The sequence below is a fragment of the Mesorhizobium sp. genome (assembly GCF_004962925.1).
Classification (GTDB): domain Bacteria; phylum Pseudomonadota; class Alphaproteobacteria; order Rhizobiales; family Rhizobiaceae; genus Mesorhizobium.
Genome location: NZ_SUEO01000003.1, coordinates 86751 through 100700 on the forward strand (window position 1 = coordinate 86751; position 13950 = coordinate 100700).

The 13950-nt window shown below is 62.9% G+C and carries 12 protein-coding genes; 11 read left to right on the plus strand and 1 reads right to left on the minus strand.

All coding sequences use genetic code 11. The features are described 5' to 3' along the window. Positions 1–8: 8 nt before the first annotated feature. The 9 genes from mtnK (at position 9) to E5W87_RS01985 (ending at position 11050) form a co-directional block, all read left to right on the plus strand. A complete protein-coding gene (gene mtnK, locus E5W87_RS01945; RefSeq protein WP_292393461.1) occupies positions 9–1280 on the plus strand; it encodes an S-methyl-5-thioribose kinase in 1272 nt (423 codons plus the stop codon). Then, positions 1277–2368, plus strand: a complete 1092-nt coding sequence (gene mtnA, locus E5W87_RS01950) for an S-methyl-5-thioribose-1-phosphate isomerase (RefSeq protein ID WP_292393463.1) — start codon at positions 1277–1279, stop codon at positions 2366–2368. The genes mtnK and mtnA overlap by 4 nt, the downstream gene beginning before the upstream one ends. Positions 2369–2650: 282 nt before the next feature. Then, entirely contained in the window at positions 2651–3478 is an 828-nt protein-coding gene (locus E5W87_RS01955; protein WP_292393465.1) for a phosphogluconate dehydrogenase C-terminal domain-containing protein, read from the plus strand. A 420-nt stretch (positions 3479–3898) separates the two neighbouring features. Then, a complete protein-coding gene (locus tag E5W87_RS01960) occupies positions 3899–4840 on the plus strand; it encodes a D-ribose ABC transporter substrate-binding protein (protein WP_292393467.1) in 942 nt (313 codons plus the stop codon). A gap of 76 nt (positions 4841–4916) precedes the next feature. After that, positions 4917–5576, plus strand: coding sequence for a DUF2291 family protein (locus E5W87_RS01965; protein WP_292393469.1), 660 nt, complete (start codon positions 4917–4919; stop codon positions 5574–5576). Continuing rightward, positions 5573–7123, plus strand: coding sequence for a sugar ABC transporter ATP-binding protein (locus tag E5W87_RS01970; RefSeq protein ID WP_292393471.1), 1551 nt, complete (start codon positions 5573–5575; stop codon positions 7121–7123). The genes E5W87_RS01965 and E5W87_RS01970 overlap by 4 nt, the downstream gene beginning before the upstream one ends. Further along, positions 7120–8184, plus strand: coding sequence for an ABC transporter permease (locus E5W87_RS01975; protein WP_292393473.1), 1065 nt, complete (start codon positions 7120–7122; stop codon positions 8182–8184). Before E5W87_RS01970 ends, E5W87_RS01975 begins: the two co-directional genes overlap by 4 nt. Then, positions 8184–9218, plus strand: coding sequence for a Gfo/Idh/MocA family oxidoreductase (locus E5W87_RS01980; protein WP_292393475.1), 1035 nt, complete (start codon positions 8184–8186; stop codon positions 9216–9218). Before E5W87_RS01975 ends, E5W87_RS01980 begins: the two co-directional genes overlap by 1 nt. Beyond that, a complete protein-coding gene (locus E5W87_RS01985; RefSeq protein WP_292393477.1) occupies positions 9215–11050 on the plus strand; it encodes a hypothetical protein in 1836 nt (611 codons plus the stop codon). The genes E5W87_RS01980 and E5W87_RS01985 overlap by 4 nt, the downstream gene beginning before the upstream one ends. A 3-nt stretch (positions 11051–11053) precedes the next feature. On the opposite strand, the gene E5W87_RS01990 is transcribed toward E5W87_RS01985, so the two are convergent. Next, positions 11054–11767: a transcriptional regulator NanR gene (locus E5W87_RS01990; protein WP_095483858.1), complete on the minus strand. Its 714-nt coding sequence runs from the start codon at positions 11765–11767 to the stop codon at positions 11054–11056. A gap of 141 nt (positions 11768–11908) precedes the next feature. On the opposite strand from E5W87_RS01990, the gene oiaX reads away from it, so the two are divergent. Beyond that, positions 11909–13159: a 3-oxo-isoapionate-4-phosphate decarboxylase OiaX gene (gene oiaX / locus E5W87_RS01995; RefSeq protein WP_292393479.1), complete on the plus strand. Its 1251-nt coding sequence runs from the start codon at positions 11909–11911 to the stop codon at positions 13157–13159. Positions 13160–13172: 13 nt separating this feature from the next. Beyond that, positions 13173–13950, plus strand: a 778-nt coding sequence (locus E5W87_RS02000; RefSeq protein WP_292393481.1) for a four-carbon acid sugar kinase family protein, incomplete at its 3' end; no start/stop codon positions are given.

Consider the following 13950-nt stretch of genomic DNA (forward strand, 5'->3'; position numbering starts at 1 on the left):
GGGTGAGGATGACTGGGAAATCGCCGTTCGAAGCACTGTCGGTCGAGACATTGGCGGTACGCCTCGGCGCCAACGAGGCCCTGTGTTCGCATATCGGCAAGGATACAAGCCGCTGGAAGGTTCGCGAGGTCGGCGACGGCAATCTGAACCTGGTCTTTATCGTCGAGGGCGCCACGGGTGCTGCCGTCGTCAAGCAGGCCCTGCCCTATGTCCGCCTGGTCGGTGACAGCTGGCCGCTGCCGTTGAAGCGCTCCTTCTTCGAATATCATGCGCTGACACGACAACAGGCGAGAGCGCCCGGTTCGGTGCCGGCGATCCATCACTTTGACGAAGGCCAGGCGCTGATCATCATGGAATATCTGTCGCCGCACATCATCCTGCGGCGCGCGCTGATCGAAGGCCGGCAGTTGCCGAACATCGCCAGAGACATCGGCCTGTTCATGGCCCGCACCCTGTTTCGCGGCTCCGACCTGCATATGGCGACCAAGGACCGCAAAGCCGATCTGGCGCTGTTCGCCGACAATGTCGAGCTTTGCGACATCACCGAGAACCTGGTTTTCTCGGACCCCTATTTCGATGCCAAGATGAACCGGCATACGAGCCCACAGCTCGACCGCATTGTCGCCGAATTGCGCGCCGACCGCGATCTCAAGGTCGAGGCGCAGCGGCTGAAGCACATATTCGCGGCCAATGCGGAGACACTGCTGCACGGCGACCTGCATTCCGGGTCGATCATGGTCACCGATACCGAAACGCGGATGATCGATCCCGAATTCGCCTTCTACGGGCCGGTCGCCTTCGACGTCGGCATGCTGCTCGCCAATTTCTGGATGGCGTTCTTCTCGCAGCGCGGCCATGAGCAGAGCGGAAAGCGCGACGCCATGCGCGCCTATCTGCTCGATGTGACCGTCGAGACATGGTCGGTGTTCCGCACCGAGTTTGCGCATCTTTGGCGAACCGAACGGACCGGCATGCTTTACCAGAAGAGCCTGTTTGAGGATCAGGGCGACAGGCTTGGCGCCGAACAGGCGCTCGACCATGTGCTGCATCAGATCTGGACCGACATGCTGGGCTTTGCCGGCGTCGAGGTGCACCGGCGCATTCTGGGCCTCGCGCACAACGCCGATTTCGAGACCATTGCCGACGAGGATCTGCGCGCCACTTGTGAGACGAAGGCGCTGAAGTTCGGCCGTCACATCGCCGTCAACCGGCGCCAGATTCACAGCATCGACGAGGTCAACAAATTGGCCGCGCTGATCGAACAGGAGAAAAGAATTTGAACGTCGGCGACCGCCACTATCGCACCATCTGGCTGAGCGACGACGGGCGTTCGGTGGAGATCATCGACCAGCGCTGGCTGCCGCATGATTTCCGCGTGGAGAAAGTCGGCACCGTTGCCGGAATCGCCACCGCGATCCGCGACATGTGGGTGCGCGGCGCACCGCTGATCGGCGTCACCGCTGCCTATGGCGTCGCCATTCAGATGGCCGACGACCCTTCGGATGCAGCACTCGACGGCGTCTGGGAGGTCTTGCACGAAACGCGCCCGACCGCGATCAATCTGCGCTGGGCGCTCGACGAGATGCGAAACGTCCTGCGGCCGCTATCGCCTTGGCAACGCACTGATGCCGCTTATCGGCGCGCCGGCGAAATCGCCGACGAGGATGTCGGCCTCAACCGCGCCATCGGCGTCAACGGGCTTGAAATCATCAAGGAAATAGCGGCGCGCAAGCGACCGGGCGAGCCGGTCAACATCCTGACCCACTGCAACGCCGGCTGGCTGGCCACCGTCGACTACGGCACCGCCACGGCGCCGATCTATCTGGCGACCGAAGCCGGCATTCCGGTCCACGTCTATGTCGACGAGACGCGGCCGCGCAACCAGGGCGCCCAGCTGACCGCATGGGAGATGGCCGGCCACGGCGTGCCGCATACGCTGATCGTCGACAATGCGGGCGGCCATCTGATGCAGCGCGGCGAAATCGACATGGTCATCGTCGGCACCGACCGCACGACAGCCGACGGCGATGTCTGCAACAAGATCGGCACCTATCTCAAGGCGCTGGCCGCCGCCGACAATGACGTGCCGTTCTATGTCGCGCTGCCCTCGCCGACCATCGACTGGACGGTGCATGACGGGCTGGCAGAAATTCCGATCGAACAGCGCTCGGCCGACGAGGTTTCGCTGGTCTGGGGCAAGACCGCGTCCGGCGAGATCGCCCAGGTCCGGGTGTCGCCGGAGGCGACGCCGGCGGCGAACCCGGCCTTCGACGTGACGCCGGCGCGGCTGGTCACCGGCCTGATCACGGAACGCGGCGTCGCCAAGGCCTCGCGCGAAGGCTTGAAAGCGATGTTCCCCGGACGCTGATGATCCGGCATCATTGATTTTCGAAAGCGGCATCAGCGGATAACCGAGAATCCAGCTGTCCTTATTCGCAGCAGGGCGCGCTTGCGTCTCATCCAGAGCAACTCATCTCTGACAGCCGGCATTTTGATGACGGCCGATTCTGCGTGACTTCTCGGTGCTCGCCTCGCCGGCATACGGACCCATCCGATTCCTATCCGGTTGCCAAAACATGGTAGGGTGATTATACCAGCTACTAAGATGACGATCGGCAGGGTCATCGTTCGAGATCAGGAGTACGGCTAGATGACAACGATTGCGCTGTTTGGTGCCGGCGGCAAAATGGGTTACCGCCTGTCGACCAATTTTCGCGGCTCTCCCTACACCATTCGCCATGTCGAGGTAAGCGATGCCGGCTGCGAGCGGCTGAAGACAGGGCTGGGCATCGACGCGGTCAGCGCCGATGAAGCCCTGAATGGCGCCGATGTGGTGATCCTGGCGGTTCCCGACACCCATATCGGCAAGGTGGCGACCAGCATCGAGAGCAAGCTCGCCCCAGGCACAATGGTCGTGGTGCTCGACGCCGCCGCCCCTTTCGCCGGCCATCTGCCAAAGCGGCCGGACCTGACCTATTTCGTCACCCATCCCTGCCATCCGCCGATCTTCAACGACGAGACCGACATGGCGGCCAAGAAGGACTATTTCGGCGGCGTCAAGGCTAAGCAGCACATGGTCAGCGCGCTGATGCAGGGGCCGGAAGAGGATTACGCCAAGGGCGAAGCGATCGCCAAGATCATCTGGGCCCCGGTGATGCGATCGCATCGCGTCACGGTCGAACAGATGGCGTTGCTGGAGCCCGGCCTCTCGGAAACCGTTTGCGCCTCACTGCTCGTCGTCATGAAGGAAGCGGTCGACGAGGTCGTGGCGCGCGGGGTCGAACCACAGGCCGCGCTCGATTTCCTGCTCGGCCATATGAACGTGCTCGGCGCCGTCATCTTCGGTGAGACCAAGGGGGTGTTCTCCGACGCCTGCAACAAGGCCATCGAGTTCGGTAAGCCGGTGCTGATGCGCGACGACTGGAAGCGGGTGTTCGAGCCGGAAGAGATCGCCGCAAGTATTCAGCGGATTACCTGAGATGACCTTTCCTTCTCCCCCTGAGGGAGAAGGTGGATTGGCGCGCAGCGCCAAGACGGTTGAGGGGTGTTGGACGGATCGCCGTCATTGCCAAGCTGGAACACCCTCATCCAACCGAGCTTCGCTCGGCCACCTCTCCCACGGGGGAGAAGGAAAGTCGCGGGCGCCGATACATGTCATCTGAATTAGTGATTGACTCATTATACCAGTTGGCTTAGCTGTATGGTGGCTCGGACCATCAGGCTTCGCAGCAAATTCGGGGCCTGGGGTGGAGGATGACTGGGGAGCGACGTTCCGTTGAGATGAAGCCGGCAAACGGCTTTGAACCCAGTCTATCCGCGCCCGTGCCATCTAAATGAATTGCATGCAGACAATGGCCTTGGGTTGATCAAGGCATAGTTTTTCAAACGGGAGGAATTCATGAAACTCACTCGCAGAATGACACTTGTGGCCTTTGCCGGCATGCTGGCGCTTGGCACCGCCGCACCCGCCTATGCGGCGGATCTGATTGCCATCATCACGCCCTCGCACGACAATCCGTTCTTCAAGGCGGAAGCCGTCGGCGCGGAAGCCAAGGCCAAGGAACTCGGCTACGAAGCGCTGGTGCTTGTCCATGACGACGACGCCAACAAGCAGTCCGAGCTGATCGACACGGCGATCGGCCGCGGCGCCAAGGCGATCATCCTCGACAATGCCGGCGCCGACGCCACGGTCGCCGCTGTGCAGAAGGCCAAGGACGCGGGCGTTCCATCCTTTCTGATCGATCGCGAGATCAACGCCACCGGCGTCGCCGTCGCGCAGATCGTCTCCAACAACTACCAGGGCGCCCAGCTCGGCGCGCAGGAGTTCGTCAAGCTGATGGGCGAGAAGGGCAATTTCGTCGAGCTGGTCGGCAAGGAATCCGACACCAATGCCGGCATCCGCTCCAAGGGTTACCACGATGTCATCGACGACTATCCAGATCTGAAGATGGTGGCGCAGCAGTCGGCCAACTGGAGCCAGACCGAGGCCTATTCCAAGATGGAATCGATCCTCCAGGCCAATCCTGACATCAAGGGCGTGATCTCCGGCAATGATACGATGGCGATGGGCGCCTATGCCGCCCTTGCCGCCGCCGGCCGCAAGGACGTCATCGTCGTCGGCTTCGACGGATCGAACGACGTGCGCGACTCGATCGCTTCAGGCGGCATCGAGGCCACAGTCCTGCAGCCGGCCTATGCGCAGGCGCAGATGGCAGTCGAGCAGGCCAACGACTTCATCAAGAACAAGAAGTCTCCGGCCGAGGAAAAGCAGCTGATGGACTGTGTCCTGATCAATGGCGACAATGCCGCCAAGCTGGAAACCTTCGCGCTCACCAACTGAGCCGGCGTAACATCAATCGCAGGGGACGAGCTTCCGGTTCGTCCCTTGCTTCCATTTTCCGGGTGCCCTGACCGCCATGCCGAACAAGCCGACATGTTCGATCCTCGCCGCGCCGATCCTTGCCGCGGTACTCGGCATCAGCCTGACCGCCTGCAAGATCCTGCCGACGCCGTCTGGGGAAAACGGTGGCAATGCGCCAGCCTTCAATGCGGAAAAGATGGTCGGGGACATCTGGGCTGCCAAGGTGGTGCCCTATCTCAGGCAGAAAGCCGGGCCGTTTCCCGAGGTTCACGCGCTGGCGAAAGCCGATCCAGCGGCTGCCGGCGCCAAGTATGGCAATCCGAAGAAGCAGGCGAATTCGCCATGGACCTTCGCGGCTCGCCTCGAAGGCAAGATTGTCGCGGCGAATACACAGTCACGCGCGGCCACTATGGATGTCGATGCCGACGGCGACGGCAAGGCCGATGCGCGGGTACAGATCGGACCCGCGGTGCGTGGCACCGCGCTGCGCGACAGCCTCGACTTCATCCAGTTCAACGACTTCACCAACCAGATCGACTTCGCCCAGTTCGGCAAGGCGTTCAACATCCATGCCGACAAGACAGTGCTTTCCAAGCTGCCGCGCGAAGCGCTCGAAGGCCGGAGCGTTAGGATTGTCGGCGCCTATGTCATGGGCAGCGGCCAGGACCTGCCGCTGGTGACGCCGGCGGAGGCAGAGATCGGGCCGAAACCATGACTGCCGCTATCGATCACGATGTCATCCTGAAGCTGGAAGACGTCTCGAAGGTCTATTCGGGCACCGTCGCGGTCAAGCGCGCGAATTTCGAGGTGCGCAAGGGCGCGGTCAACGTGCTGGTCGGCGAAAATGGCGCCGGCAAATCGACGCTGATGAAGATCATCGCCGGCGTCGAACAGCCGACGCTGGGTCGCATCCTCCTGGAGGGTGAAGAGGTTTCCTTCTCGTCATCCGGCGACGCGGTGAACCGCGGCATCGGCATGGTGTTTCAGGAGCTGAACCTGTTCGGCAACCTGACGGTCGCCGAAAACATTTTCGCGACCCGCGAGATCACCAATCGGTTCCACAAGATCGACAGCGGAGAGCAAGAGCGCCGTGCGGCGGAATTCCTCGAGCGGCTGGAAGCCGGCATCCGGCCGGACATGCTTGTCGAGGACCTGCGCATCGGCCAGCAGCAGCTGGTCGAGATCGCCAAGGCGGTTTCGCTCGATGCGCGCATCCTGATCATGGACGAACCGACCTCGGCGCTGAGTGCGGCGGAAGTCGAGATCCTGTTCAAGGTGATCGCCGACCTCAAGGCACGCGGCGTGGCGATCGTCTACATCTCGCATCGTCTCGAGGAACTAATCCGCATCGGCGACTACATCACCGTGCTGCGCGACGGGCGCATCACCGGCCAGGAGAAGATGAAAAACGTCGACACGCAATGGATCGTGCGGCAGATGATCGGCTCGGACGCCAAGGACTTCGCCAAGGCCGACGGCCATGTTCCGGGCGCAGAGATATTCCGCGCCGAGGACATCTGCCTGCCACGCGTAACCGGCGGACTTGCGGTCGATCATGTTTCGCTGTCGCTGCGCGCCGGCGAAATCCTCGGCATTTACGGCCTGATGGGCGCCGGGCGCAGCGAGCTGTTCGACTGCATCATGGGACGCCACGGCCATGCGACCGGAACGATTTTCATCGCCGGCAAGAAGGTGAAAGAGCGCGACACGACGCGGCGCATCCGGCGCGGATTGGCGTTGATTCCCGAGGACCGCCAGCGCGAAGGGCTAGTGTCGATCCTCTCGGTTGCCAGCAACCTGACGCTGGCCAGCCTGTCGCGGTTTGTGCGTCTGTTCCACATAAGCGGCGCCAAGGAAAACCAGGCGGTGACGCAGATGGTGCGGGAGCTGGCGATCAAGGTCGCCAACCCTGCACAGGAGGTCTCGTCGCTATCGGGCGGCAACCAGCAGAAGGTGGTCATCGGCAAGGCGCTGCTCACCGGGCCGAAGGTGCTTTTGATGGACGAACCGAGCCGTGGCATCGATGTCGGCGCCAAGGCCGACGTCTTTCGCACCATGCGCAAACTGTCCCGCGACGGACTGGGCATTCTTTTCGCGACCTCGGATCTCGACGAGGTGATGGCGCTTTCCGACCGGATCGCGGTGATGAGCAATGGAAAACTGACCGGCATGTTCGATCGCGCCGAGGCGACGGAGGCGGCACTCGTCGCCGCATCGGCGCTTGGCCACGGACCGGTCCCGCACACGGAGAACCGCCCATGACTGACATCCCGGCCAAGGCGGCTGTTGCCTCCGCCTCGAGCGGCTCCGTGCTACTGACGCTGATGAAGGCGAGGACGTTCATCGCGCTGATCGCCGTCCTGGTCTTCTTCTCGATCGCGGCACCGAATTTCCTGTCGGCCGCCAACCTGATCCTGATGTCGAAGCACGTGGCGCTGAACGCGTTCCTGGCCATGGGCATGACCTTCGTCATCATCACCGGAGGCATCGACCTGTCGGTTGGCTCGATCGTCGGCCTGTGCGGCATGGTGGCCGGCTATCTCGTGCTCAACGGCATCGACCTGCAGGTCGGATACACGATCTATTTCAACGTCTTCGAGATCGCACTGATCACTCTGGCGGTCGGCATATTGATCGGCGCCGTCAATGGATTGCTGATCACCAGGCTGAACGTCGCGCCGTTCATCGCCACGCTCGGCGTGCTCTATGTCGCGCGCGGCCTGGCGCTGCTGTCGTCCGATGGCCGCACTTTCCCTAACCTTGTCGGCAAGCCCGATCTGGGCACGACGGGGTTCGGCTTCCTCGGCGCCGGCCGGCTGTTCGGCCTGCCGGTCTCGATATGGATTCTTGTCGTGGTAGCACTTGGGGCGGCCTATCTCGCCAAATACACCCCGCTTGGCCGCCACATCTTCGCCGTCGGCGGCAACGAGCGGGCGGCGCGGATTTCGGGCGTCCGGGTCAATATGGTGAAGATGTTCGTCTACATGTTCTCCGGTTTCTGCGCGGCGATCGTCGGCCTGATCATCTCGTCCGAGCTGATGGCCTCGCATCCGGCGACCGGCGAAAGCTTCGAGCTCAACGCCATCGCAGCGGCGGTGCTCGGCGGCACGTCGATGTCGGGTGGTCGCGGCACGATCGGCGGCACCATCGTCGGCGCCTTCGTCATCGGCATTCTCTCGGACGGGCTGGTCATGATGGGCGTAAGCTCGTTCTGGCAGATGGTCATCAAGGGCCTCGTCATCATCGTCGCTGTCGTCGTCGACCAGGCGCAGCGCCGGCTACAAAGCCGCGTCACACTAATGCAGATGGCAAAGGCAGGCTGATGGTGGAACTTCGTGGAGCGCTGATCGGCTGCGGCTTCTTTGCCGTCAACCAGATGCATGCCTGGCGTGACATCGCCGGTGCCTCGATCGTCGCCATTTGCGACCGCGATCCGGTACGGCTCGAGGTGGTCGGCGAACAGTTCGGCATTGCGCGACGCTACACCGACGCGGCAGCACTTTTTGCCGGCGAAAGCCTGGATTTCGTCGATATCGCCGCCACCGCGGCGAGCCATCGTCCGCTTGTCGAGATGGCGGCGCGGTACCGCATTCCGGCAATCTGCCAAAAACCGTTCGCGCCGACGCTTGCCGACGCCAAGGCCATGGTGAAGGCCTGCACTGACGCCGGCGTGCCGTTGATGGTGCATGAAAATTTTCGCTGGCAGTCACCGATCCAGGCGGTGCGTGCCGTGCTCGACAGCGGCGAAATCGGCACACCCTTCTACGGACGTATCTCGTTCCGCTCGGCCTATGACGTGTTTTCCGGCCAGCCCTATCTGGCGACGGGAAAGCGTTTCATTATCGAGGATCTCGGCATCCATTGTCTCGACATTGCCCGCTTTCTGCTGGGCGACGTTTCGACGATCACAACACGAACCGCTCGCATCAATCCTGAGATTGCCGGCGAGGACGTCGCGACCATGCTGTTGGACCACAACAGCGGCGCAACGTCTGTGGTCGATTGCAGCTATGCGACAAAGCTCGCGACCGAGCCGTTTCCGCAGACGCTGGTCGAGATCGACGGCAGCGACGGCACGATCCGGCTCGAACAGAATTACCGACTCACCGTCACCGGCAGGAACGGAACGGCGGTCAGCGACGTCTCGCCGCCGCTGCTGCCCTGGGCATCGCGGCCGTGGCACAACATCCAGGAAAGCGTCGTCGCCATCCAAAAGCACTGGGTCGCTTGTCTGGCGAAAGGAACCGAGCCGGAAACCTCCGGCGCCGACAACCTCAAGACTTTCGCGCTGGTCGAGGCTGCCTATGCGGGTGCTGCGAGCCGTGAACCGGTGCAGCTCGACGCTTTGCTGAGATGACCGCCGACGCCTTCCTCCTCTATGGCGCGCCCGCGGTCGAGGCCGAGCCGGTCAGGCTGCGCGCCGGCGCGCTCACCGCCGACTTCGTCAACGGCAATCTACGCACAATCCGCCATGGCGGCATCGAAGTGCTGCGCGCCATCGCCTACATCGTCAGGGATCGCGACTGGGGCACCTACGAGCCGGCGCTGACGGATTTGGTCGTCGACCAAGGCCCCGAGAGCTTCTCCGTCAGCTATTCGGCAAGTTGTGTCGGGCCAAAGGGAATCCGGCTCGACTTTCGCGCGACGATCGAAGGTTCCGCCGACGGCCAGCTGGTTTTCGACGTGAGCGCCCTTCCCGAAAGCGATTTCGAGACCAACCGCTGCGGCTTCTGCATCCTGCATCCGATCGCCGGCCTGGCCGGCAGCCCGGTCACGGTCGAGCATACCGACGGCAGCGTTGTGGCGACAAAGCTTCCCGAACTGATCGACCCTTGGCAGCCTTTCAAGGATTTGCGGGCGATCACCCATGAGGTCCGGCCCGGCGTCACCGCCGAATGCCGGATGGAAGGCGACGCCTTCGAAATGGAGGACCAGCGCAACTGGTCGGATGCGTCCTACAAGACCTATGTCCGGCCGCTCGCGCTGCCATGGCCCTATATGCTGCCCGCCGGCGAGACTGTGCGCCAGACGATCAGTCTGCGTGTGTCCGGCGACGGGAAAGTGCCGGCTGCCGCCGCAATCGCCGAGCCAATCCGCGTCGAGCTCGGCGAAGCCGGACCGGCGCTGCCGGATATCGGCGTGATCATCTACCCGGCCGAGGTCGATGCAGCACTGGCAAACCTGCCGATACTGTCCGCGCTTGGCCCGCAACAGCTGATGTTCCACTACGATCCGACGCGCGGCCACGGCCTCGGCGCCTTGCAGTCCTACGCCAGGCTCGCCGCAGCCTATTCGGCCAAGACGACGCTCGAATGCGTCGTCTCCTGCGTCGGTGATCTCGATGCCGAGCTCTCCGGTGTCGCCGGCATGGTGCGCCAGGCCGGGCTGAAGCTCTCAGCCATAGCCGTTTCGCCTTCGGTCGACCGGCAGTCGACGCCGCCAGGCAGCGCATGGCCTGAATGTCCGCCGCTCGAAGACGTCTATTCTGCCGCCCGCCGCGCCTTCCCCGACATCCGCCTCGGCGGTGGCATGTTCAGCTATTTCACTGAGTTGAATCGCAAGCGCGTCCCGGCCGGCCAGCTCGATTTCGTCACCCATTGCACCTGCCCGATCGTGCACGCCGCCGACGATCTCAGCGTCATGCAATCGCTGGAGGCGCTGCCTTTCATCACCGCCTCGGCGCGGGCGATCTTCGGGCCAAAACCCTACCGGATCGGCCCCTCGACCATCGCCATGCGCCAGAACCCCTATGGCGGCGCGACCAAGGACAACCCTGGCGGCCAGCGCATCGCCATGGCCGACCGCGATCCGCGCCACGCAGGTCAGTTCGCGGCGGCATGGACGATCGGCTATGCTGCGCGCGTCGCGCCGGTCGGACTGGAGATGCTCACGCTTTGCAGCTGCACCGGACCGTTCGGGGTGCTGGCGGCATCCGGGGAACCCGTCGAAAGTGAACCCCGGCCGATCTTCCAGGCCGTGCACGGGCTCTGCGAACTGGCCGGCTTTAGGCACGTAGCGGCGAGAACGAGCGATGAGACGCGGGTGCTCACGCTGGCCGGCCGTTCTGCCGCAGGCAAGACCATCACGTGGCTGGCGAACCTGACGGCGAGCGAAGTGAAGGTTGATATTTTCGGGTTCGAACGACGCCACCTTGTGATGACGCCTTTCGCGATCACCCGGATCGGGTGAAAATCAGTTGCCGGAATTCATCACATACAGCGCGCGCGAGCGCTCGAGGTGCTTGATCATCGCCTTCTCGGCGCCGTCCGCATCCTTCTGCTCGATGCGCCCGATGATTTCTTCATGCTCGGTCAGCGTGAACTTTTCCTTGCCGGTCCAGATCAGCATCTCGGTGTGATATTCCTTCAGCCAGCCAAGCATCGCTTCGCTGACCGCAACATAGATCGGGTTGCCGGATATCGCCGCGATCTGGGTATGAAATTTCATGTCGGCCGATATGAAGGCTTCGGAATCGCCGCGAAAGCTCCGCTGTTCGGCAACGGTTGCCCGCAACCGCTGAACGTCCTCGGCGGTGGCCTTTTCGGCGGCTTCCCTGACCATGCCGCGCTCGAAGAAGATGCGGGCGTTCTTGAGGTGCTCCAGCGTGTCCTTCGACGACGACAGGATGATCTTGGCCGCGCCGTCGACCTGTTTGATGATCGACTTGGCGGTCAGCTGCAGCACTTTCGCCCGCTCGCCATGCGAGATCGCGACGAGACCCATATTGCTCAATGCCTGCATCGCTTCGCGGATCGCCGGCCTGCCGACCTCGAAGCGCTCCATCAGCTCACGCTCCGACGGCATGTCGTCGCCCGGCAGCAATTCGCCGCTGGTGATCAAGCGCTTCAGTCTCAAAAATACTTCGTCGGAAAGCTTGCGCCGGACGATCGGCTCCGAACGGTTCATCGTCGCGAATCACTCCCTTGACCGGTGTCTATTTAGCATTGTCGCCACGATTCCCAGAATGCCTGCCGAGCAGGATATCGCTTGCAATACTTATGTACTCATTATACCAGATTTGGAAGATCAGGGAACTTTTTTCGAACTATGATCACCCTCACCTATCGCATCGAGACCTCGGCGAGCATCGAGGCGCTGGCGGCCAAGATCGCCAGCGACCAGTCGACCGGAACCTTCGTCGCGCTGGCCGGCGAGACCGAAGAGCTCAAGGCGCGGGTGGCGGCGCGCGTCCTGGCGATACGGCCTCTGCCGGACGCCGATCACCCGTCCCTTCCCGAAGCCGGCGACGGGCCCTTCAAGCGCGCGGATGTCGACATCGCGTTTCCGCTCGATGCCATCGGCACCGATCTTTCTGCGCTGATGACCATCGCCATTGGCGGCGCCTTTTCGATCAAGGGCCTGTCGGGCATTCGCATCGTCGACATGAAGCTGCCGGATGAGTATCGCGGCGCGCACCCGGGCCCGCAATTCGGCGTCACAGGCAGCCGTCGGCTGACCGGTGTCACCGATCGCCCGATCATCGGGACGATCGTCAAGCCGGCGCTTGGATTGCGCCCGCACGAGACGGCCTCAATGGTGAGTGAGCTGATCGCCGCCGGCGTCGATTTCATCAAGGACGACGAGAAGCTGATGAGCCCGGCCTATTCGCCTCTGTCGGAACGGGTCAAGGCAATCATGCCACTCGTCCTCGACCATGAGCAGAAGACCGGCAAGAAGGTGATGTATGCTTTTGGCATCTCGCACGCCGACCCTGACGAGATGATGCGAAACCACGATCTGGTGGCGAAGGCCGGCGGCAATTGCGCCGTGGTCAACATCAATTCTGTCGGCTTCGGCGGCATGGCCTTTCTCAGAAAGCGCTCCAGCCTGGTACTGCACGCTCACCGCAACGGCTGGGACATCCTCACCCGGCACGCGGGCCTCGGTATGGATTTCAAGGTCTGGCAGCAGTTCTGGCGGCTGCTCGGCGTCGATCAGTTCCAGATCAACGGCATCGCCTCGAAATATTGGGAGCCGGACTGGTCATTCGTCGAATCCTTCAAGGCGGTGACCACGCCGATCTTTTCGGCTGATGATTGCGCGCTGCCGGTCGCCGGCTCCGGCCAATGGGGCGGACAGGCCCCCGAAACCTTCGAGCGAACCGGCCGAACGGTCGATCTCCTCTATCTCTGCGGCGGCGGCATCGTCAGCCATCCGGACGGGCCGGGTGCCGGCGTCCGCGCCGTGCAGCAAGCCTGGCAGGCGGCGGTCGAGGGCATCCCGCTGGCGGAGTTCGCCCTGACCCATCCCGAACTGGCGCGGTCGATCGAAAAGTTCGGCGACGGCAAAGCGGCCTGAGCAAAGCGACGCCATGCAAAACCTGCTTCTGAGCTACTACGGCGACGACCTCACCGGCTCGACCGACGTCATGGAGGCGCTCGAGCTCGGCGGTGTGCCGACCGTGCTGTTCATGCGCCAACCGGACGAGGCGCTGCTTTCGCAGTTCAGCCATTGCCGTGCCATCGGCTTGGCCGGCACCAGCCGAAGCGAGACGCCGCAGTGGATGGACACGCATCTGCAGGGCGCCCTCGCCTGGCTGAAGGCGCTGAACGCCGAGATCTGCCACTACAAGGTCTGCTCGACCTTCGATTCCAGCCCGACGATCGGCAGCATCGGCCGGGCCATCGAGATCGGCCGCTCAGTGTTCAGCCAAGACAGCGTACCGCTGGTGGTCGGCGCGCCGCAGCTCAAGCGCTATACCGCCTTCGGTCATTTGTTTGCGGCCTACCGCGACAAATTTTTCCGTATCGATCGCCATCCCGTGATGAGCCGCCACCCGACCACACCGATGGATGAGTCCGACCTGCTGATCCATCTGTCGCGGCAGACGGACCTCAGCTCGGGTCTGGTCGACCTCGCGACGCTGCAGTCGGCGTCCCGCTTGGAAGCGTTCGATCGCTTGTTCGCCGACGGCACCAACATCGTGCTTTTGGATGTCGACAGCTTGGAAACTCAGGCGCTTGCCGGCAAGGAGATATGGCGCGTTCGCACGCCGGGCGGCACTTTCGTCGTCGGCTCTTCGGGCGTCGAATATGCGCTGCTGGCCGAATGGGCGTCTAACCATACCGTCCGTGCCGAGCCGAGCTTTT

Coding starts and splice junctions, on each gene's coding strand:
- mtnK (WP_292393461.1), top strand. CDS start 9: ATGACTGGGAAATCGCCGTTCGAAGCACTGTCGGTCGAGACATTGGCG.
- E5W87_RS01955 (WP_292393465.1), top strand. CDS start 2,651: ATGACAACGATTGCGCTGTTTGGTGCCGGCGGCAAAATGGGTTACCGC.
- E5W87_RS01960 (WP_292393467.1), top strand. CDS start 3,899: ATGAAACTCACTCGCAGAATGACACTTGTGGCCTTTGCCGGCATGCTG.
- E5W87_RS01965 (WP_292393469.1), top strand. CDS start 4,917: ATGCCGAACAAGCCGACATGTTCGATCCTCGCCGCGCCGATCCTTGCC.
- E5W87_RS01970 (WP_292393471.1), top strand. CDS start 5,573: ATGACTGCCGCTATCGATCACGATGTCATCCTGAAGCTGGAAGACGTC.
- E5W87_RS01975 (WP_292393473.1), top strand. CDS start 7,120: ATGACTGACATCCCGGCCAAGGCGGCTGTTGCCTCCGCCTCGAGCGGC.
- E5W87_RS01980 (WP_292393475.1), top strand. CDS start 8,184: ATGGTGGAACTTCGTGGAGCGCTGATCGGCTGCGGCTTCTTTGCCGTC.
- E5W87_RS01985 (WP_292393477.1), top strand. CDS start 9,215: ATGACCGCCGACGCCTTCCTCCTCTATGGCGCGCCCGCGGTCGAGGCC.
- E5W87_RS01990 (WP_095483858.1), bottom strand. CDS start 11,767: ATGAACCGTTCGGAGCCGATCGTCCGGCGCAAGCTTTCCGACGAAGTA.
- oiaX (WP_292393479.1), top strand. CDS start 11,909: ATGATCACCCTCACCTATCGCATCGAGACCTCGGCGAGCATCGAGGCG.